Origin of the sequence: Bacillus spongiae, from assembly GCF_037120725.1 — a bacterium.
Classification (GTDB): domain Bacteria; phylum Bacillota; class Bacilli; order Bacillales; family Bacillaceae_K; genus Bacillus_CI; species Bacillus_CI spongiae.
The window spans coordinates 171,995-193,711 of sequence record NZ_JBBAXC010000003.1; the positions used below are offsets into that span (position 1 = coordinate 171,995).

Here is a 21,717-nt window from a genome sequence, read left to right on the forward strand (position 1 = left end):
GAAATAAGGGAGTTAGAATCGAAATGAATATTGAAATTATGCCAACTAAAGAACAAATGAAAAGTTGGATAAATAAGTATGTTCCAGACAAAGATTTCTTTTTCGTTGATGAAAGCGGATTAAGCAATCTTAAAGGACATTTATCTGATGTTTTAGTGATTCCTAAAGAGGAATTTTTTAACCGTTCATCTTATAAACAAATTGACCTTGCCAATAGTTATATGTATTGGAATATTTCAAGTAAAGCTAAGTTTGTTATTGTGGCAAATCCAAGTTGGATAACAAATTTATCGGAACAAAAGGCTAGAGAAATCTTTGAGATGCAATTTACTATGGGAAGAGGGTTAATTTTTCCGTTAGGTGACTTCCCTCAAATAAATATAATTCCAAAAGATTACATTGTCTCTGAAAAAGACGAGGAATATGTTGTTATTCAACAAGATATGTGGAAAGCGATGCACTATGCGATCAAGGAAGACTTACTGTTAACATATGCTAAATTATGGGATGACTGGACTTGTTGTGAGATTCCAAAACAAACTCCATTACATATTAGAAACTATACAAATAAATTTACTACTCTTTCAGGAAGCAATTGTTTAGCTGCCACCTTATTTGCAGTAACTGAACAAGATTGGATTTTAGATGAATGGGTGCACCAAGAGACTTTCAAATTTGCATTGGAAAGTGCTGGGTATGTTTTATTGAATAATGATGAATTAAGTAACGGAGATGTTATCGCTTGGGTAGATTCAGATAATGTGATTCAACACGCATCCTATCATATTAGTAATAATTTTTTCTTTAATAAGAATGGACAAACCTTTTTCAACCCTTGGACAGTGACTCACTATAACCAATTAAGTAAAAGGTGGCAGAAATATAATATGGTAATTTATCGAAAAAGATAAATTATTTTGTAGCAATTACAAATAATGATAGCTTTATAGCAAAGGTAGATGACAATCTTCTCATTAAAGGATTAAGTATGTGTGAAAGGTTTCGACCTTTAAGAATGAATTGCATAAGCAATAGGTGCGCTAACCAGTAATAAAAGAAATGTCCTTTTTTACGGAATAGGAGTAGATTGAGGAGTAACGAATAATCGTTACAGGATAAAACGAAAATAGAGTGCCGGTGTGTGCGTAAACTAACGATCAGATTCGTTCAACAATGTTATGAATGTAATAGAAAGGGGATATTTTTTAAATGAATAATAATTTAATTAAAACCATTCAATTGGTTTATTCTGAATTTGTCATTGAAGACTTTTATCCAAATGAAATAGGGCAGAATAATGATGTTATCATCGTAAACAATTCTTTAGTGTTTAGATTTCCAAAATATAAAAAAGGAATAGTTCAATTACAAAGAGAGACAAAAATTTTGCAATATATTAAAAGTATCATTACTACTCCAATTCCTAATCCTATTTATCAATCTTTTGAAGAATTAGTACCGGGTAAGGTCTTTACTGGCTATAAATTAATAGACGGTGTTCCTATGTTGAAGGAATGTTTTACTGATGTTAAGAGTGATGAACTGGAAGGGTTGGCATCACAACTTGTCTCTTTTCTTGTTGAACTCCATTCTATTTCAGAAGAAAAAGTAGGTCGAGATTTAAAATTAAAGGTTCTTAGTCCACGTGAGGAAATGAATAATTTGTATGAGAGAATTCGTGATAAGTTATTTCCTTATGTCAGAAAAGAAGCTCAAAAAGAAATAACACAATCCTTTGAGAAGTTTCTAAATGGGGAAGCATTCTCAAATTTAGATGTAACACTAATACATGGGGATTTCGGAGCAAATAACATCTTGTGGAATCCAGAAACAAGGAAGATATCAGGGATAATAGATTTTGGTGGTTCTGAATTAGGAGACCCAGCGTATGATTTTGCTGGAATACTCTCCAGTTATGGTGAAGAGTTTTTACGTATGTGTATCAACCTCTATCCTAACGGTAATGAAATATATGAACGGGTTAAATTTTATAAAAGTACGTTCGCTTTACAAGAAGCATTGCACGGTATTGAGAATGACGATAGAGAGGCTTTTGAAAATGGAATTCAAGATTATAGATAGATTGCTTGTTCCACTAAATGGCACACATCGGAAAGAAACACATGCGTCTATTTTCAGGTGGTTGTTAAGTATTGTTAATTCCCACAATAAACTTATGAAATTCCGGTTTTATTTCAGGAGAAATAAGAAAAAGGAGGGAGAACTTGAATTCTCCCTCCCTTGTATATCACCATTTATTCACTTGATTTTTTTCCTTCTTCATAAGCTGTTCCATAGCTTTCTATTAGTAAACCATAATTAGGAACTAACTCTGCATAAATAGAAGCAAACTCTTCTGCATCTGGTCGATTCCAAGTTCTTTGAACTTCAGAGACAAATGAAACTGTATCTACAGGAACAGCCCCTGCTTGAACCATTCGAGCTAGTGTAATATCTTTTGACATATCACTTGTTGTTCCCGATGCATCTATAATATCATACACTTGAAAACCTTCTGCTAAAGCACTTAGCGTTGGGAATGCCATACAAACACTAGTCCATGTACCAGCAATGATTAGCGTTTTCTTTCCGGTATCCTCTACAGCCTTCACAAAATTTGGGTTATCCCATGCGTTAATTTCCCCATTACGTGGTACGTATGTTGCATTTGGAATATTGCTAACTTCAGGGATAAGTGGTCCATTCGGTCCTTCTGGTACTGAAGCTGTTGTAACTACTGGAATATTTGCAACTTTAGCTAATTTGACCAATGCTTTCACATGTCTTTTAAGTGTTGGTACATCTAAATCCTTAACTGTTTGAAATAGACCGCTCTGATGATCAATAAGAAGTAAAACTGCATCACTTGGATCAATAAACGTTGATGGTAAATTACTCATTTTCATTTCCTCCTAAAATATAGTTATTGGTAAACCATTTTGCTTTAGGTTACAGAAGTTCCTAAACGAAAGAAAAATTATCTCGAATTAAAATATCTTTAATTCGAGATAATTATATAGGGTAATTTTTCTAATGTCAATAAATTCATTTAACTCATTAGTTAATTTGGTCAAATTTACATTGAGTTCTGAACGACGACAAGTGATAAAATAAGAAATCCATATTTTAAAAAGGTGAATGATTATGTCAAATGAATTTGCACAACTTGCTGTTTCACCATTGTATCTACTGATGGTGGTTTTGAGCATTTTATATTTAATTTTTTTAAGAGAAGACAAAGGGTGTATTACGACTATTGGAAGAATAGGCTCTGTAGTGTATATCCTTTTATACTTAATAGCACTGTATTTATTTATATTTTAATCTTCAACTAAATAAGGTATAAATGCGATTATTCACCTTTGTTATTCAGAATCGAGTATTTAAGACTTAGGCTGCTTATTTTCGTGTACCAATTGATAAACTTGAGAAGGTAGCTTGTCGTGGTATGCTAAAGTGAATGTAACAAAGTATTTATTAATGGGCCAAGAACACTCGTGATTTTAGTGGTGAGAGGGTCAAAAAATTAATACATATTGAAGAGACGCAAATGAGACTTGGAAATTCCTTAAGGCTATAGGAAGGATTCTATTGTTGAATGATAACGAAGGAGAAGCAATAAATGGAATACTATAAATATTTAAGACAGTATGTCGGACATAAACCGCTTATTTTACCTGGATCAGTTGTTATTATTTTAAATGAACAAAATGAAGTGTTATTGCAAAAAAGACATGATGGATGTTGGGGGTTACCAGGTGGTTTAATGGATTTAGGAGAAAGTTTTGAAGAAGTTGCGAAACGAGAGGTTTTTGAAGAAACGGGATTAATAGTCGAAAACTTAAAATTACTTAATGTATTTTCTGGTTCTGAATATTACTTAAAAGTGCCAAATGGTGACGAATTATATTCGGTAACAGCTGTTTATTATTCTAGTGATATAAGTGGAGATATGAAAATTGATTATAATGAGTCAGAAAAAATAGAGTACTTTTCAATGTGTCATTTACCAAAAGAATTAACTGATGAATATCGAGGGTTTATTGAGCATTACATAGATAATGAAAAGTTATCCTTAAAGTAACTATTGAAATCAAGTGCTCAATAATTACATGCGCTTGTGGAAAATCAAAGATAGAAATTAAATTGTTTTATGGAAGTCATCTTTAATCTTCATGAGAAGAAGCCATTTTAGTTAATTTTTTTCTTAATGGCTTCTTTTTAATATTGTGGGTTAAGACATTAAAAAAGACTATATGGAATTTTATGTTAAAATATAGATGGACGTTTTTTAACTAACGAGCAGGTTTGTTTAAGAGTGTTGCTTCTGTTTTAACAATCGGGACATAAGAGAGGGTGATAGTTGTGATTGAATTGGCTTATTAGAAATTATCTTTCAAGTATCTTGAGTAGTGTTGATCGTATGTGCAATTTATTATTATTTTCATTTTAAGAAAATCAAGAGGGAAAGGAAACTCACTCCAGTTGAGTTTGCAGTTTACGTTGTAACTCAAATTGCATTTTTTCTTTTGGGAAGTAGTTAGTGGCTTCTACTTTTGGATGAAAATTATTAAACAAACGAGAAGCGTTAGTTTAAAAGAGAAAACAAAGGCATATCTAATAGCAGTTTTGTTTTCACTTTAAAGTAAATTTTGTTATCTGCCTCCCATAAATGGACACTTTTATGTCTATTTTAGCAATTATAATTTCTCCACGATTGTGTAATTAGATTTTTACTACAGCCTAACCATTTTGTAAACGTCTTTTCACATTCGGCAACCCCACCCGCACGCAAACGAGTAACAAATATAGCTTCTTGCCCTAGGTGTTAAATTTAGTATTTTTATATAATCGCTTTATTTAAACTTTACATATAAAATAATAGAAATAACAAGGCATGGTATTGTTACTACTGACATCCCTAAAAAAGCTAGTACGGGTTCAATTTCATATAAGTATCCTCCAAAAAATGATAATAACCCTGTTGTTAACCCCATTCCAATGGATGCATAAATTCCTTGAGCAGAGGGGATTTGTTTCTGGTCTAGCTTGTCATTAATAAAGCGAATAAATGCATAATGGGCAACGCCAAATGTGACAGCATGAAGAACTTGAGACAGAATGAAAATAGATGTATAGGGAAAAGCGTAAATGACGGACCATCGGATAATGGTGCCCATCGATGCGATTACTAATAAAAATGAAACTGGAACTTTTCCAAAGTAAGCATCACTTTTAGCGAAAAAAACGATCTCAGCAAGGACGGCAATATTTAATATGACCCCTATCCAAATACTACTGATTTGTAATTCTTGCAAGTATAGAACCCCATAATTGTAGTAAGAGGCATGAGAACCTTGAAGTAAAATACATACAAGTAAAACAAGCATAAATTCTTTAGAGACAAATAAGTCTTTATAAGAGTGGGAATGACGATGCTCTCTCTTCTTTAAAGAGGGGGGAGCAGCGAAAAATGTTCCAAACATCATAAAGAAAGTTCCTAAAAGCATTAATATAAAAATACTATCTTCTGTTGAAGCCCAAATAACGATACCCGTGACAAGAAGAGCCACTGTATACCCTATCGAACCCCAAAGTCTACTTTTCCCATAAGATATATGATCGTTTTTCATTAAAATAGATGCTGTACTCTCCGTTAGTGGCATCATTAATGGATAGATAAGACTTAATAAGATAATCCCTCCTAACATGCTCTCAAAGCTATTGAGGGGAAGAAAAAGGAAAAGGATAATGAAAGTAAATAAACTGAATCCTTTTGAAAGCTTTGTCAAAGAAACCCATTTACTTATGTAGGGAAAAATAAAAAAGGTGGAAAGCGACCGAGTGATAAAGCTAACAGCAATCAATGTGCTAGCATCATAAATGGAAAAACCTTTACTTTCAACTAACCACGCAGTCCAAAAAGGCATAAATACTCCCCAAGTAAAGAAAAAGGAGAAAAACTGGTAAGATAACCATGTTTGTGTTCTCAAAATATTCACCCTTCAAATAAAAATAGTAATCTATTCATACTAGTATATAGAAAAGAAACTTCGTTTTAAATCATTGTTTAATAAGTTCTAACCTTCCGTGCTCGGTCATACAAGTATACAAAGTAAAAGCATCTATAGGAGGAGGAACAGCGATGATATATCGACTATTGGCAATGAATATTGATGATACTTTAATTCAGCCTAATGGTAAAATAAATAAGGAAACGAAGGAAGCAATTGAATATGTTCAAGAAAAAGGAATATATGTAACACTTGTTACAAGTAGAAGCTTTCCAGCAGCAAAAAAAGTAGCGAAAGCGCTCAAAATAAAAGGTCATCTTGTTACGCATCAAGGTGCTTACATTAGTACAGAGATAGGGAAACCTATTTATATGAAAAAAATAAAAGGTCCACTTACGAATGAACTTGTTCAGCTTTTATCTACTTTTTCCTGCCAAATTCGTTTAGCAGATGAAAAGAATGCGGTTATGAATAAGGCAAAGCTACCGGAAAGTATTTTGGGGAAGAGAGTATGGCAGCGCGATTCACGCTTTATTTCGGCGAACCAATATGTTGAATCCATCTCTGAATATTTAATAGACCATCAATTAAGCCCAACAAAAATAGATGTTGTTTTTGAGCACCAAAAAGAAGCTATAAAAGTTATGAAAGTTCTTAAAGGTATGTATGATGAAATCGACGTTTATGTTAGTGATGCTTGTCGTATAGAAATCGTTGCGAAAGGTGTATCAAAGCTCAACGGTCTTATCTTCTTATGTGATCAGTTAGGTGTGTCAAGAGAACAAGTAGTTATGATTGGAGTAGGAGAATGTGATTTGCCTAGCATAGAATGGGCTGGGCAAGGAGTAGCAATGGGAAGTGCCTCTTATAGAATACAGAAAAAAGCAGATTGGATTACCCGCTCTAATCGTGATAACGGTGTAGCCTATATGATTAAGGAATGCTTTCGAAAGCAGCAACCAATCGAATTTCTTAAAAAGCTTAACTTATTAAAATAAAAAGTAATGTGCAAAAGCAGAGATTTTTCTCTGCTTTTTTTATTGAGAAAATCTTTAGGTAATGTTATATCGAGTGAAGCCTTAAGTGAATCCTAAGGTCATTGCCTTGAATTGGATAATTGACCATCTTGAATTGTTTTTGTACACTCAATAAAGAGTTTAATTATGTGAAAGGTGATTCTCTTGAAAATTTATATAAAGGGTATAGCGGATGAACGACTTCAAAGGCCGTTACAACTTATAGCGAATTTATTTTTTGAAGAAAGTATTGTTACACTTGGAGAGGCAGAGGATGCAGATATAACCGTGGACCTTTGTCTTTCAACAAAAGAAAAGCTACAGGCAACCGCTATTTTAATAACAAAGGATTCTGAAAAGAAGTTTAAGGCTTCATTTGAGGCAAATAATATAGATGCCCTTTCAGAAAAAGAGCAGTTTAAAAAAATAAAAAATGCTGTTTCTCAAGTATTTGTAAAGGTGTTACAAGAGGATACGGGCATTATTCAAAAATGGGGAGTGTTAACAGGAATTAGACCAACTAAGCTCCTCCACAATAAAGTAAAAGCTGGTGTTATAAAAGAGGTAGCTCATCAAGAATTAAAGGACAACTATTTATTAACAGATGAAAAAATAGAATTGATGCAAAAAATTGTTAATCGGCAGTTGGAAGTAGTTCCAGATTTATATGACCTTCAAAATGAAGTGAGTATTTACATTGGCATCCCTTTTTGTCCAACAAAATGTGCTTATTGTACATTTCCTGCTTATGCTATTCAAGGCAAACAAGGAAAGGTTGATTCATTTTTAGTTGGTCTTCATTACGAAATACGTGAAATGGGAAAATGGTTAAAAGAAAAAGGTATTCCCATTACGACAATCTATTTTGGTGGAGGAACGCCTACATCTATTACGGCTGAAGAAATGGATATGCTTTATGAAGAGATGTTTGAGTCCTTTCCCGACGTTAAAAATGTGCGTGAAATTACAGTAGAAGCAGGACGTCCTGATACAATTACACCAGATAAATTAAAGGTGTTAAAAAAATGGAATATTGATCGTATTTCCATTAATCCTCAGTCTTATAGCAATGATACTTTAAAAGCCATTGGACGCCATCATTCGGTAGAGGAAACAGTTGATAAGTATCACCTCGCGCGTTCAATGGGAATGAACAACATTAATATGGATTTAATCATTGGACTCCCAGGAGAAGGAACGAAGGATTTTCAGCATACTTTAAATGAAACCGAAAAATTAATGCCTGAATCATTAACGGTTCATACACTATCGTTTAAACGTGCTTCTGAGATGACGAAGAACAAAGAAAAATATAAAGTAGCACCTCGGTATGAGATTGAAAAAATGATGGAAATGGCTGAAAGTTGGACGAAACAGGAAAACTATCATCCGTATTACTTGTATAGACAAAAGAATATATTAGGGAATTTAGAAAACGTAGGATATTCACTAATGGGCCAAGAGAGCATTTATAACATTATGATAATGGAAGAAGTTCAAACAATTATTGGCATTGGTTGTGGAGCCGCATCAAAATTTATTGATCCCTCTACAGGGAAGATTACCCATTTTGCGAATCCAAAAGATCCAAAATCATATAATGAAGGTTTCAAAGAATATACGGAAAAGAAAATAGACATTTTAAATCAATTATTTTAATAATAAGTGTGAAAAAACAGCACATTCCCTATCGCATAATCCTTGTTATAGTAATATAAATCATGCTTCTAAAATACTTCTGAATGATCGTTTGAGTATTGATCATTTAGAGGTGTTTTTTCTTTTTCCCCATCAACTTAGAAATATTAATCAAAGTTTTGTTTTAAGTTCTGAATATTCTTTCTACTAAAAAGGAAATTTGGATTTTTTGTAGAATTCAATCAAAGTAGTAAAAAGAAAGCGTTTTCGAAAGGGGAGAGATGAATAAATGATGCAGACTCCTTTGTTATTGACGCAAATGATGGATAGAGCAGAAAAATATTTTCCAAAGAAAAAAGTAATCTCAAGAACGGAAAGTGGTGTACAATCTTTTACCTATAAGGAGATTGTAGAGCGCACACGAAGGCTTGCGAGTGCGTTACATCAATTAGGTGTGCAAAAAGGAGATAAAATTGGGACATTAGCATGGAATCACCACAGACATTTGGAAGCATATTTTGCGGTCCCATGTAGTGGAGCTGTTCTTCATACGATAAATTTTAGATTATCTCCTGAGCATATCATTTATATTATTAATCATGCGGAAGATCGATTTTTGTTAGTAGATGCCGATCTCGTTCCATTGCTCGAAAAAATAAAGGACAAACTTCGGAACGTTAAAGGTTATATCATTATGACGGATCAAGAAAAAGTTGAAACAAGTCTTTCTCCTGTCTATTTTTATGAAGATTTACTAACTGACGGAGATCCAACTTATTCTTTTATAGAAGACTTAGATGAGAATACACCAGCTGGACTTTGCTACACAAGTGCCACGACTGGTAATCCGAAAGGTGTTATTTATTCACACCGTGGAATTTTCCTTCATAGTATGGCGCTTGGTTTAGCTGATACTGTAGGAATGTCAGAAAAAGATATTGCGATGGCGGTCGTCCCTATGTTTCATGTGAATGCCTGGGGAATGCCATTTGCAAGTATGTGGTTTGGTACGACTCAAGTTTTACCGGGACCATATTTTACCCCGAAACTTCTAGCAGAGCTTATTCAAGAGTACAAGGTGACTCTCACGGCAGGTGTACCAACTATTTGGTTAGGGTTATTGAAGGAAATCGAAGAAAATCCTTATGATTTATCTAGCTTACGGGGCGTTTTATGCGGAGGTTCAGCTGCTCCAAGAAGTATGATTGAAGCTTTTGAACAAAAGTATAATATTCCATTTCTCCATGCTTACGGCATGACGGAGACGAGTCCAATGGCTCTTATTTCAGTTAGCAATAGTAGTCAAGAGTCGCTTTCAATGGAAGAGAGAATGGATATAAAAGCAAAACAAGGAATGCTCGTCCCAGGTCTTGATATGAAAATTGTAGGTAAAGACGGGGAAGTGAAGTGGGATGGAAAAGAAATGGGAGAGCTCGCATTAAGAGGACCTTGGATAGCCTCCGAATATTATAATGATGATCGAACGGGCGATGCTTTTCGTGATGGTTGGCTGTATACAGGAGATGTTGTCACAATTGATGAGCAAGGATATATCAAAATTGTAGACCGAACGAAGGATCTCATAAAATCCGGAGGAGAATGGATTTCATCTGTCGATTTAGAAAATTCTCTCATGGCACATGAAGCTGTCTTTGAAGCGGCTGTGGTTGCGATTCCCCACGAACAGTGGCAGGAAAGGCCAATTGCTTGTGTAGTTCTAAAGGATGGATATCAAGATTCTGTCTGTAAGGAAACACTAATGGAATTTCTACGACCGCAGTTTGCTAAATGGTGGCTACCAGATGATATTCTATTTATGAAAGAGATTCCGAAGACCTCTGTAGGAAAATTTTTAAAACGTGCGTTGCGCGATCAAGTGAAAAATCACCTCAATAAAGTATAATTCGACATAAAAAACATTATTTTTTTAAAAAAGGGTATAACGCTAAAAAAAAATGAACCACAATTCATTAATTTTGAAAATTTTGTTTATTTACATGTCAATTTAAGCTATTCTTGAATTATGGGAGGGAGAAATTATGAAAACAAATTTAGATTATGAAACATTGCACGTCACGCTAGAGGGAATGGTTGCAACAATCGAGTTAAATCGACCAAAGTCGCTTAATGCGATGAATATTTCTTTACTCAGAGAGCTATTAATTTGTTTAAAGGAAGTAAAAAAAGACGATAGTATTAAGGTTTTAATTTTGAAAGGAAAAGGTGGAGCTTTTTCTTCAGGTGGAGACATCAAAGAAATGCTTGCGATGGCGTCTGAACAACAGTTCCACAGCGTTATGGATATCATTAGTGATATAGCTGTTACCTTATACACAATGCCTAAGGTGACTGTAGCTGGGATTCATGGAGCTTCTGCAGGGTTAGGTTTTTCCGTTGCACTAGCATGTGATTACATCATTAGTGAAGAGGATAGTAAGCTAGCGATGAATTTTATCGGCATTGGCTTAATTCCGGATGGCGGTGGTCATTTCTTCATGGAACAACGCTTAGGAGCAGCAAAAGCAAAGCAATTGATTTGGAGTGGAAAGGTAATCGGTGGACAAGAAGCACTAATGAAAGGGCTTGTTGACGAAGTTGTAGCGTCAGGTAAATTAGACCAAGCCATTGAGAAGTATAAAATGATTTGCTTAAACAGTCCACTCCAAGCGATGATAAAAACAAAACAAATTCTTACAGAGAATCACCAATCTACTTTAGAAAAAATGCTAGAAATGGAAAAAGAAGGTCAATGGATAATGCGAACAACGAAGGACCATAAAGAAGGTGTCCAAGCGTTTATTCAAAAAAGAAAGCCTAATTTTATAGGCGAATAATACCTGATAAGCAAGTATACTTTGTAACATACAATAGGCAATCCCTATTTAGGAATTGACAACGAAAAATCTCACAGTAGCTCAGTACTGTGAGATTTTTGAATCATCTTAAAGCAAGCTTCGGTAAAAAAGCTTGTTATTAGCAGAAGCTCTTTTTACTAGGAAAATAATGACCTAGACATTAGTTCATCACTAAGGGTGTTTATATGTGAAATAATAATAGCTTGCCAGTAGGAGATGTAAAACGATGAGTTTTCTCAACGTATCCTTTTTCTTCTAAAAGCTTTTCTCCTATTCCTTTTGCTTCGGAGTCATTTAGAGCTTCAACGCTTTCTTCGAATATTTTTTCACCTGTTTTTTCAAATACGGTTAGTTTATACACTTTCATTATCCTAGCCCCTTTATATAAAAAGTGAGTGAATCTACCGTTATTTTTGCATAATTTAGACGATTTGGAAAGGAGAAATTTCGTTTTTAGTTTAAAACACAAAATTGGTAATATTACTAGATAATAGAATTTAGCTTTGATATATTCATATAAGAAAAAAGAAAAGGGGGAAGTAGGAGATGACATTAACCATAAACAATGTTACAAAGCAATTCGGTAGTTTCACAGCTGTTGATGGCTTGTCATTGAGTATTCCAGAGAAAGAGATGTTTGGTTTTTTAGGTGCGAATGGTGCAGGGAAAACGACAACATTTCGTATGATTCTTGGATTATTAGATGCTACAGAAGGAAAGGTTCTTTGGAATAATGAACCAATTAGTTATGAGACAAGTTCAAAAATTGGTTATTTACCTGAAGAACGAGGACTTTATCCAAAGATGAAGGTAAAGGAGCAAGTTGTCTATTTAGCAAGGTTGCGTGGAATGGATAAGAAAGCTGCCGAAAAAGAACTGCTTTATTGGCTCGATCGCTTTAATGTTCCTGAGTATGCTGAAAAAAAGGTAGAAGACCTCTCTAAAGGCAATCAACAAAAAATTCAATTTATTGCTTCCATTCTTCATAAACCAGAGCTATTAATTTTAGATGAACCTTTTAGTGGTTTAGATCCAGTAAATGTAGAACTGCTGAAAGATGCAGTCATTGATATTAAAAATCGCGGGACAACCATTGTGTTTTCTTCACATCGGATGGAGCATGTGGAAGAGTTATGTGAACATTTATGCATCATGCATCACGGTAAGCCGGTTCTTCATGGGAATTTGAAAGAAATTAAGCGTTCCTTCGGAAAGAAAAATGTAACAATCCATGCCAATTTTGATTTATCCTTTTTAAAGGACATCCGTGGAGTGGAAAAATATCGAGAAAATGCACTTGGGGTACAGATTCAAATAGAAGAAGAAGATATTGCTCAAGACATACTGCAAAATCTTGTAGGTAAGGGCTTTATTACTAAATTTGAGTTAGAAGAACCTTCTCTAAATGATATTTTTATTGAAAAAGTAGGTGATTCGTATGAATAACTTTTGGATTATGATATCTCAAGCATACATAACAAAATTTAAATCAAAACAATTTTTAATAACAACCATTATTGTTGCGGCAGGGATTCTATTATTATCAAACTTTGATAAAATAACATCTCTTTTTGACAATGGAGAAGAAAAAGAAAAAATCGCTGTCTTAGATGATACAAATGAACTATATTCGACGTTTAGTGAAAATGTGAAAGTAATTACCGATGATATTGTTTTAGAGGAATCCTCAAGTGATGAAAAAACACTTGAAAATAAAGTAGAGGATGGCGAGTATAGAGGATATTTACTGCTATCCTACGATGACCAGGGTCTTCCACAAGGAACGTATAAAGCGGTATCTGTCACCGATTCTGCTGTAGTAAATGACCTTCAACAAAGTCTACAAGCCCTTCGTTCCACATTAGCAGCTCAAAAGCTCGATCTATCAAGTGAAAATTTAGCAATACTCAATTCGGTTGCGCCTTTTGAAAAGATAGCTTTAGCTGAGGATGCGAAAACGGAAGAGGAATTAAATCAAGCACGAGGACTTGTTTATGTACTATTGTTTTTTATTTACTTTGCGGTGATCTTATATGCCCAAATGATTGCAATGGATGTAGCCAATGAAAAATCCTCTCGAGTAATGGAAATTTTAATTTCCAGTGTATCCCCAGTGCAACAAATGTTTGCAAAAATACTAGGGATAGGTTTACTCGGTTTAACCCAAATGACGATTTGGTTAGGACTTGGCTATTTTGCTCTCACGAAAGGTGAGAATGGTTTGTCCGGTGGCTTCTTTGAATTTATGGGCTTTTCTAATACCCCACCACAAACCATTATTTATGCCATTGTCTTTTTCTTATTAGGGTACTTTTTATATGCGACATTGGCTGCTTTACTAGGTTCATTAGTAAGTAGAGTGGAAGATGTTCAACAAATGTCGATGCCGATGATCTTTTTAATCATGATTGGTTTCTTTATTGCCATGTTTGGCCTTTCTAATCCAGAGTCTTCTTTTGTCACTATTACGTCTTACATCCCATTCTTTACACCAATGGTCATGTTCCTTCGAATTGGTATGCTAAACATACCTGTTTGGGAAATAGGGCTTTCCATCTCCATTTTAGTTGGTACAATTATTGCTTTAGCAATATTTGGAGCCAAAGTGTACCGCGGTGGAGTATTAATTTACGGGAAATCAAGTTCCTTAAAAGATATTCGTAAAGCATTACAGCTTACAAAAAAATAACTTACCTAAGGTAATGTAGAAATTAAGGTACGATACATAATATGCATGTCAAATATGTATCCTATAGTATCAAATTATTGGCTATCCACCTACATTAAAACCAAGCTCAAATTGCTGAACATTTGGCTGAAAAACTTGCAAAAAAAACAGGTTGAAAAGCTGTATTCCACATCACCAAGAACATTAAATACTTCATAGAATTACCTCCAAATAACGAGAGTTTTAAGTTTTGGTTGGGTAGTAAGTAATAATAATCAGAATAGGTTAATAACATCAAAAGGGCGCTAACATCTAACAGTTAAAGCCCTTTTGTTATTCAGTAAAGAAAAATCGTCAAATTGGAACAGAGCTGAAGAATGGAATGTTTCTAACCATTATGAGTATTTAGTAGGAAAAGTTGACTAAAACAATTTGAGTTCGATGCCGATTATATTAATAACTATAAAAAACTAAAGAGATTTAGATTATGAGGAATCATAGTGAAATAGTTAAGGATAAAGGACGGTGGTTTTATTGAGTAATAATGTTGAAGTAATTAAGCCTAGACAAAAAGCTAATAAAACTAATTTTCTTGAATGTATAATCTTGGATGGTAAAGCAAGGTTTTTTAAAAGGTATGTATATAAAATATATAGGTCCAAAAATGAAATATATAACAAGAGACATTTATCCTTATTAGAACAGCTAGAAGATGATACTCTGGTGATAGCAATAGCAAGGTTAGAATCATTAAGGGCTACTGAAATAGGTATGCTAAGGCATCTTATAGCAATTGTTATAACTATTATTACAGCCCTTTATCTTTCATTAAATCCAATCATAAACAATGATATAGCTTTGGCTGTCTCACTGATTCTATTTGCAACTAGTGGAATTTACTACTTGGTAAAACAAAATCGGAAGAAAAAAGAAGCGATGTCATTTCTGAAGAACTTATTAGAACAAATCCAGGTCAATCGGTACAATTAAATTAATAGAAAAAACTACATTTATATTATGAATGTAGTTTTTTTATATTAATCCAAATATCTTTTGTTTCACAAGCTCTGGAGCATTACAGTGGATTGGTTAAGCAAAAGATTTTTTGGTAAAAGCTATGCCAGAAGGAAAGGGTTCGGCTACAGAAATGATCGTATATCAATGTATAAGTACAATGGCGGAGGTTATTCAAATTACAGAAGTACTGTCATATAGTCAAACGCTGAACTATTCTGCCATCAAAATAACAATTAGGTCCATTTTTACTATCTAATCTCCTGTTTGGAAGCATATTTTTTGAGTAGTTTATTCTCTATGTAAAATATGTCCTATTTACGATAAGTAAGCTGAACTTTAATATAAATTCCTATTTGTAGGGAGGATTAATAAAATAAGTGAATTCCTTCTCAGATTTAGGCTATAATGAAAGAATAAGAGAACGTGTATTCGTGTTTTTAAAGGAGGAGAATAACTTGTCAAGTATTAGATTTATTCATACAGCAGATTTGCATTTAGATAGTCCTTTTATAGGTTTGAACTCTCTTCCGAAAGAAGTGTTTCAAAAAATCTATAACAGCACTTTTCGTTCGTTTGAAAGAATTATAGAGAAAGCAATCGATCTTGAAGTTGATTTTGTCATTATTAGTGGAGATTTATACGATGGGGAAGACCGAAGCATCAAAGCACAAGCTAGGCTTCAAAAGCAATTACAACGATTACATAAAGCATCCATTCCAGTATTTATTATTCATGGTAACCATGATCATTTAGGAGGTAGATGGCATGATCTTCCTTTACCAAACAATGTCCATATTTTTAAGGAGCAGGTAGAGGGAGTAACAATACAGACCAAAAATCATAACACGGTTCATTTATACGGTTTTAGTTATCGTGAACGTCATGTTTTTGAAAGGAAAATAGCAGAATATCCTATCATACGTCAAAAAAGTGATTATCACATAGGTATCTTGCACGGAAGTGAAGGAAGTGTTGAGAACCATCATGAGCCGTATGCTCCTTTTACAATAACTGATCTTATTAAGAAGGGGATGGATTATTGGGCGCTAGGTCATATTCATAAAACACAAACGCTGTCTATGGAACCGGCCATCGTTTATCCTGGTAATATTCAAGGTCGCCATCGAAAGGAACAAGGAGAAAAGGGCTGCTATGAAGTAACGCTTTCAAAAGAGGAAGTGTCGTTAGATTTTATAGCAACTCAAGAAGTCGTGTGGATAAAAGAACAGGTTTCTTTGAATGAAGGAAGTATATTCGCTGATTTCTTCTCTCAGCTTCAGCATATAAAAAAGAAATACCGAGCACTTTATTGCGGGACATTGTTGGAAATAGAAGTAGTTGGTGATTATCCTAAGTCGATTGCTGACGCGATTCAAAGTGGGGAATTAATACAATCACTACAGGATGGTGAAGAATTTGAAGAACGATTTGTTTGGACATATTCACTCTACTTGCAGAAGAATACGGAAAAAGTGGGCAATTCACTTCTATTTTCAGAACTATCCTCAACGATTGAAAAGTGGGGAGCTGTAGAGTGGGAAGAGACTATTTCAGCGTTATATTTTCACCCACAAGCTAATCGTTATTTAGATGACAAGCATTGTAATGATAGAGATTTATTAAGACAAAAGACATTATCTTTATTAGAGGCGACACTAAATACAAAGGAAGAATAACATGAAAATAATGGGATTTCATATTTATGGATATGGTAAGGTGGCTGACTTTAGTGTTCAAAATTTACAAGACATACAAGTGATTTATGGAGAAAATGAAGCAGGGAAAAGTTCAATTCAGCATTTTTTCCATAGTATTTTATTTGGCTTTCCTACAAGAGCACAAAATGAGCCAAGATACGAACCGTTACATCATTCAGCTTATGGCGGAAAAATCATCATTGAAACTAATGATTATGGCGAAGTTGTGATAGAACGTAAAAAAGGGAGAGCCGTTGGTGATGTTTTTGTCTATTTTCAAGACGGAAGTATTGGAGGAGAAAAAGAATTAGCTTTGTTGTTACACAATATTGATAAGTCAACTTTTCAAAATATTTTCTCGTTTGATGTACATGGACTCCAAAATATAAATACTTTTTCTGAGGAAGAAATTAGTCGATACTTATTCTCTGCTGGTATGAGTGGGACGGATGAATTATTTCAGCTTGAAAATCTTTGGGAAAAGCAAAAAAGTCAGTTATTTAAAAAAAATGGAAAGAAACCTGTGCTTAATGAAATGCTCCAACAGTTAAAACGATTGGAGAAGGAATTAAAAAAAGGGAAGCAGGTAAATAGTCAATATGCCGAACTTCTAAAGTTGAAAAGGTCAAAAGAAGCTTCTTTTGACAAACAGAAATATAATCAAAGAAAATGGAAGGAAAAAGAACAGGAACTTTTAGCCTATCAACAAAAACTTCCTTTAATTGAAGAGAGACAAGGAATTGAGCATCAGTTAACTGTTTTAGAGAAAGCAAAGCATTTTCCGTCAGAAGGTCTTGAACGGTATGAACAATTGAATCAAACGATTAGGTCTCTTGAAATGAAGCTCCAAAATCATAATGAAAAGCAAGATGCATTAAAAAAGGAATTAGCCCTTTCAAATGAGGATCGTTTTTTGTTATCCCTTGAACAAGAAATGGAAACGTTTTTAAATGAAGAGCATTTAATCCAACAAAAGCTACATTTGGTTTATGAGCATCAAAATAAGTTAGAGATGATTCAATCATCAATCTCGAATAGGATGAGAAAATTAAACATAAGAGCAGATGAAGGGGACTTAATTAAAATAGATACTGGGATGTTAGTAAAAACGGAAGTTAAAGATCTTCTTAATGAGAAAATTGAGTTTCAATCAGGCTTTCGACAATTTCAAAATAGTTTTAGCAGAGAAGAAGAAGAGCTGAAAGTTGCAGAGCAACAATGTTCTTCTATTGAATCTTTAATGCTTAGTGAAGAAGAGTATCAACAACTTCAAAAACAAGCTCATCATTTTGAAAAAAGAATGGAAATAGAAAAGCAACGAAATCTCCTTATAAACCAGCAAAACACAGGGTCTTCTATTCCAAACTATTGGTTTTTAATGACAAGTATGGCGCTAATAATTGGGATGATTGTTACTGTTACGTTATCTCAATACATACCATTTTTATTATTATTCGGGTGTGAAGTATTAACTTTATTTCTCTATAGTAAAAATCGAAATTTAAGTAAAAAATCGCATGGAAAGGTAGCGAAGATTGAACAAAAACAAGAAACAATTCAAGAATATGTTGATCCCAATGTCTTAAAAGAACAACGTCAGCTACGGGTGGACTGGAAGCAAAAACTATTACGGCTAGATGAGTTACAATTTCGCTTTCAGAATTTGAAAGAGGCGATGGCAGAATGGGAAGAAACTCAACTTTCCCTTGAAAATCGATTTGGTAAGTTGAAGCACAAGCTATCTTTAAGTGCTGACCTTCAATGGGATGTATTAGAAGAAGCTTTTCAAGAATTAGACAATCTAATTAAAGAAACTGAACAAAAAGGAATATACGAAAAAGTTATAACTACTAACCAAAAACAGTTAAAGGATTTTGAGGAAAAGTGGAAAAATGTTTTAACTGGAAAATGGACCGTTCTTCAAGAGATGTTCACTGAAATTAAATATTTATCTGGACGGTTAAAGGAATTCAAACAAAAAGATATATATGTACAAGAAAAGCTTACTTCCCTGAAGGAAGAACAGCATGAATGGGAGACAGAGAAAGAATATCTTCAGAAGGAAATTACTCGCTTATTTCAACAAGCACAAGTGACGACAGAAGAACAGTATCGTATAGCAGCAGAGGGAGCTAAACAAAGAAAGGAATTACTCCAAAAATTAAAATTGATAGATCAACAGCTCTCAGCCAATGAATTGCGTAAAGATTATCTAATCTCTAGCTCAACATTAAAGAGAAAATTAGTTGAAGCTAAACAAGAAATCAATCAGAGCGAGGAAAGAATAGAGGAAATCCAAGAGGAAATTGTTAAACTAAATTATGAAATAGAGAAATTAGAAGAAGGAACGGATTATGCTATTCTGCTTCATCAATATTATGAGAAAAAAGCAGAGTTTCAAACGAAATCACAAGAGTGGGCAATATACGCAGCAGCTCAAAAAGCATTAAATGAAACGATGAATCGTTATAAAGAGGACCGTTTACCGAAAGTGATGGCAAAAGCGAACGATTTTTTGAAGAGGTTAACGAATAACCAATATACCGAACTACACAGAGATGAAAATCAGCAGTTATTAGTAAAAAGTAATGAGTCTGTTTTCTTTTCTCCTAAACAGCTAAGTCAAGCAACAAAGGAACAGGTATATGTTAGTTTACGATTAGCATTAGTCGTTACATTAAAGGGAGAATTTCCATTTCCTTTAATTATTGACGATGGATTTGTTCATTTTGATGCAAAGAGAACAGAGGCGGTCATTGATGTTTTAAAGGAGTGTAGTCAACAAACACAAATTATTTATTTTACGTGTCATTCTCATATTGCAGAGAAATTTCCAAAACAAAGTGTATTAGATTTATCGGTGTTTGCAAAGGTATAAGCGTTCTGTTTAACTATAATTGAATATCGTTCCTCTTGATTTGCCTACCAATAGGAAGGAGAAACTGAATATAAACATTTCATGTCTTTCTATCAATGTACTTAGTGTTTACTATGCTATTTTAAATAGGCCTACAGGATGTAGGTCATGAAGGCGTTGCGAATTTAGCCTACGTTCCTTAATGACTTAAGTTTATACGTCGCTAAACGGCCTCGGGGTCATTTGTCAAATCACTGCGGAAATCAGGATTTCCTGCGAGCTTCGTCAAATGCCTGTCGCTGCTGAGCGACCCGTCTCCGCTTTTCGTGATGTCCAGCTCCGTCGGGTAGCAGCTCGGGGTCATTTGTCAAATCACTGCGGAAATCAGGATTTCCTGCGAGCTTCGTCAAATGCCTGTCGCTGCTGAGCGACCCGTCTCCGCTTTTCGTGATGTCTAGCTACGACGGCTTGTGGCTCGGGGTCAACTGCCACCCCACTCCGAAGGTCAGGACCTTCTGCGTGTTGCGTCAGTTGCCTGTCGCCCCAGAGCGACCCGTCTCCGCTTTTCAATTAAAAAATTTCCCATTTTGTTTGTTTTTCGGTAGAATAAATGAGTATGACTTTATTGAGTAAATGCTAGAAAGGGTCTTAGTATGAATAATTCTTTAGAATGGAAGCGGAATCGTGGTCCATTAGTGATATTAAGTTTTAATTTATTTATTGTGATGGTGGGTATAGGACTTGTCATCCCAATCCTTCCTTTTTATGTGGAGAAATTTAATGCTAATGCTCAAGTTTTAGGAGCACTAGTCGCAGTATTTGCTTTTATGCAGTTTTTATTTGCACCTGTATGGGGAAGGCTTTCAGATAAAATAGGACGAAAGCCGCTAATTACAATTGGGTTAATTGGATTTGCCGTGGCTGAATTCATATTTGCCTTTGCCATTGGACTTTGGATGCTGTTTGTTTCAAGAATTTTAGCTGGAATATTCGGTTCCGCCCTTATGCCTACCGCAATGGCTTACGTTTCTGATGTGACGGAAGAATCTAAACGAGGAAAAGGGATGGGCTTTTTAGGTGCGGCAATGGGATTAGGGATTGTCGTTGGGCCTGGTATAGGCGGCTGGCTAGCTGAATTTGATTTATCCTATCCGTTTTTATTTGCAGGAATTGCTGCTACGATTGCTGCTATCGTATCGATTGTTATCTTGCCGGAATCTTATCCAAAAGAGAAACGAGAGGAAAATATTGGTGAGAAGCGTGAAGGTCAATTCACTATAATGAAAAAAGCGCTAGTAAGTCCTGTTGGCTTTTTATTAGTTTTAGTATTTATTATGAGTTTTGGTTTAGCAAACTTCCAATCAATTTTTGGCTACTATGCGTTGACGCGTTATGGTTATGGTCCTCAAGAAGTAGGTACAATCATATTGGTTATCGGACTGATAGGTACGGCAGTACAAGGCGGTATCGTTGGGAGAATGACAGAAAAGTTTGGCGAGCTGCGAGTTGTAACCACTTCGCTTCTTATTAGTGCGATTGGTTTTATTATTATGACACTAGCCCCAAGCTTTGTATGGGTTCTGGTTACAACGGCAATTTTCTTTGTCGGGAATTCTATGCTTCGCCCAGCTCTTAATGCTCTAATTTCAAAGCTTGCAGGAAACCGTCAAGGGATGGTTATGGGATTAAATAATTCCTTCCTAAGCTTGGGGAATGTTGCTGGCCCCTTATTAGCAGGGACTTTATTTGAAATAAATATTCACATTCCTTACTTTTTCGGGGCTTTTATTATGGTTGTAGGATTAGTTGCTACAAAAATTTGGGTAGCAAAGAAAGAAAAAACGTTAGTAGCTTAAGTCCGGCGTAGGGAATGACATTCTCTCCGCTGTTTTTTTGCTTTATCTTGGTATGAAAAAAACACGGGTAAACCAAAAGGGTTTACTCGTATTTTTAAG

General features: G+C 34.6%; 16 protein-coding genes. 13 read left to right on the plus strand and 3 right to left on the minus strand.

Annotated features, from left to right (window positions below; translation table 11 throughout):
* The first annotated feature begins 23 nt into the window (after positions 1–23).
* Together WAK64_RS05075 and WAK64_RS05080 are read left to right on the plus strand one after the other, a co-directional pair.
* Positions 24–911, plus strand: coding sequence for a hypothetical protein (locus WAK64_RS05075; protein WP_336585859.1), 888 nt, complete (start codon positions 24–26; stop codon positions 909–911).
* A gap of 298 nt (positions 912–1,209) precedes the next feature.
* Positions 1,210–2,082, plus strand: a complete 873-nt coding sequence (locus WAK64_RS05080; RefSeq protein WP_336585860.1) for a phosphotransferase family protein — start codon at positions 1,210–1,212, stop codon at positions 2,080–2,082.
* A gap of 173 nt (positions 2,083–2,255) precedes the next feature.
* Here the strand turns inward: WAK64_RS05080 and WAK64_RS05085 are convergent, their stop codons facing one another.
* Positions 2,256–2,900 carry an isochorismatase family protein gene (locus WAK64_RS05085; RefSeq protein WP_336585861.1) on the minus strand — a complete coding sequence of 215 codons (645 nt, stop codon included), beginning with the start codon at positions 2,898–2,900 and terminating at the stop codon, positions 2,256–2,258.
* A gap of 722 nt (positions 2,901–3,622) precedes the next feature.
* Between WAK64_RS05085 and WAK64_RS05090 the strand changes: the two genes are divergently transcribed.
* On the plus strand, positions 3,623–4,084 hold the full coding sequence (locus WAK64_RS05090; protein ID WP_336585862.1) for an NUDIX hydrolase: 462 nt from the start codon (positions 3,623–3,625) through the stop codon (positions 4,082–4,084).
* Between the two features lie 772 nt (positions 4,085–4,856).
* Here WAK64_RS05090 and WAK64_RS05095 read toward each other — a convergent pair.
* Positions 4,857–5,993, minus strand: coding sequence for an MFS transporter (locus tag WAK64_RS05095; protein ID WP_336585863.1), 1,137 nt, complete (start codon positions 5,991–5,993; stop codon positions 4,857–4,859).
* Between the two features lie 152 nt (positions 5,994–6,145).
* Here WAK64_RS05095 and WAK64_RS05100 point away from each other — a divergent pair, with 152 nt between their 5' ends.
* The 4 genes from WAK64_RS05100 (at position 6,146) to WAK64_RS05115 (ending at position 11,502) form a co-directional block, all read left to right on the plus strand.
* Positions 6,146–7,012, plus strand: a complete 867-nt coding sequence (locus WAK64_RS05100; protein ID WP_336585864.1) for a Cof-type HAD-IIB family hydrolase — start codon at positions 6,146–6,148, stop codon at positions 7,010–7,012.
* A gap of 183 nt (positions 7,013–7,195) precedes the next feature.
* The gene (locus WAK64_RS05105) at positions 7,196–8,689 is read left to right on the plus strand and encodes a coproporphyrinogen III oxidase (RefSeq protein WP_336585865.1); all 1,494 of its coding nucleotides are present in this window, start codon (positions 7,196–7,198) and stop codon (positions 8,687–8,689) included.
* 268 nt (positions 8,690–8,957) lie between these two features.
* The gene (locus WAK64_RS05110) at positions 8,958–10,571 is read left to right on the plus strand and encodes a long-chain fatty acid--CoA ligase (protein ID WP_336585866.1); all 1,614 of its coding nucleotides are present in this window, start codon (positions 8,958–8,960) and stop codon (positions 10,569–10,571) included.
* A 136-nt stretch (positions 10,572–10,707) separates the two neighbouring features.
* Positions 10,708–11,502 carry an enoyl-CoA hydratase gene (locus WAK64_RS05115; RefSeq protein ID WP_336585867.1) on the plus strand — a complete coding sequence of 265 codons (795 nt, stop codon included), beginning with the start codon at positions 10,708–10,710 and terminating at the stop codon, positions 11,500–11,502.
* A gap of 202 nt (positions 11,503–11,704) precedes the next feature.
* On the opposite strand, the gene WAK64_RS05120 is transcribed toward WAK64_RS05115, so the two are convergent.
* On the minus strand, positions 11,705–11,890 hold the full coding sequence (locus tag WAK64_RS05120) for a YhzD family protein (protein WP_336585868.1): 186 nt from the start codon (positions 11,888–11,890) through the stop codon (positions 11,705–11,707).
* Positions 11,891–12,069: 179 nt separating this feature from the next.
* Here WAK64_RS05120 and WAK64_RS05125 point away from each other — a divergent pair, with 179 nt between their 5' ends.
* The 6 genes from WAK64_RS05125 to WAK64_RS05150 all read left to right on the plus strand — a co-directional run bounded on the left by WAK64_RS05125 (position 12,070) and on the right by WAK64_RS05150 (position 21,618).
* Positions 12,070–12,969 (plus strand): ABC transporter ATP-binding protein, encoded by a 900-nt coding sequence (locus WAK64_RS05125; RefSeq protein WP_336585869.1) that lies wholly within the window; start codon positions 12,070–12,072, stop codon positions 12,967–12,969.
* Positions 12,962–14,212 (plus strand): ABC transporter permease, encoded by a 1,251-nt coding sequence (locus tag WAK64_RS05130; protein WP_336585870.1) that lies wholly within the window; start codon positions 12,962–12,964, stop codon positions 14,210–14,212. The genes WAK64_RS05125 and WAK64_RS05130 overlap by 8 nt, the downstream gene beginning before the upstream one ends.
* A gap of 513 nt (positions 14,213–14,725) precedes the next feature.
* On the plus strand, positions 14,726–15,181 hold the full coding sequence (locus WAK64_RS05135; protein ID WP_336585871.1) for a hypothetical protein: 456 nt from the start codon (positions 14,726–14,728) through the stop codon (positions 15,179–15,181).
* Positions 15,182–15,663: 482 nt separating this feature from the next.
* The gene (locus WAK64_RS05140; RefSeq protein ID WP_336585872.1) at positions 15,664–16,884 is read left to right on the plus strand and encodes a metallophosphoesterase family protein; all 1,221 of its coding nucleotides are present in this window, start codon (positions 15,664–15,666) and stop codon (positions 16,882–16,884) included.
* A 1-nt stretch (position 16,885) separates the two neighbouring features.
* Positions 16,886–19,783 carry an ATP-binding protein gene (locus tag WAK64_RS05145; protein WP_336585873.1) on the plus strand — a complete coding sequence of 966 codons (2,898 nt, stop codon included), beginning with the start codon at positions 16,886–16,888 and terminating at the stop codon, positions 19,781–19,783.
* Positions 19,784–20,415: 632 nt separating this feature from the next.
* Positions 20,416–21,618, plus strand: coding sequence for an MFS transporter (locus WAK64_RS05150; RefSeq protein WP_336585874.1), 1,203 nt, complete (start codon positions 20,416–20,418; stop codon positions 21,616–21,618).
* The last annotated feature ends 99 nt before the right edge of the window (positions 21,619–21,717 follow it).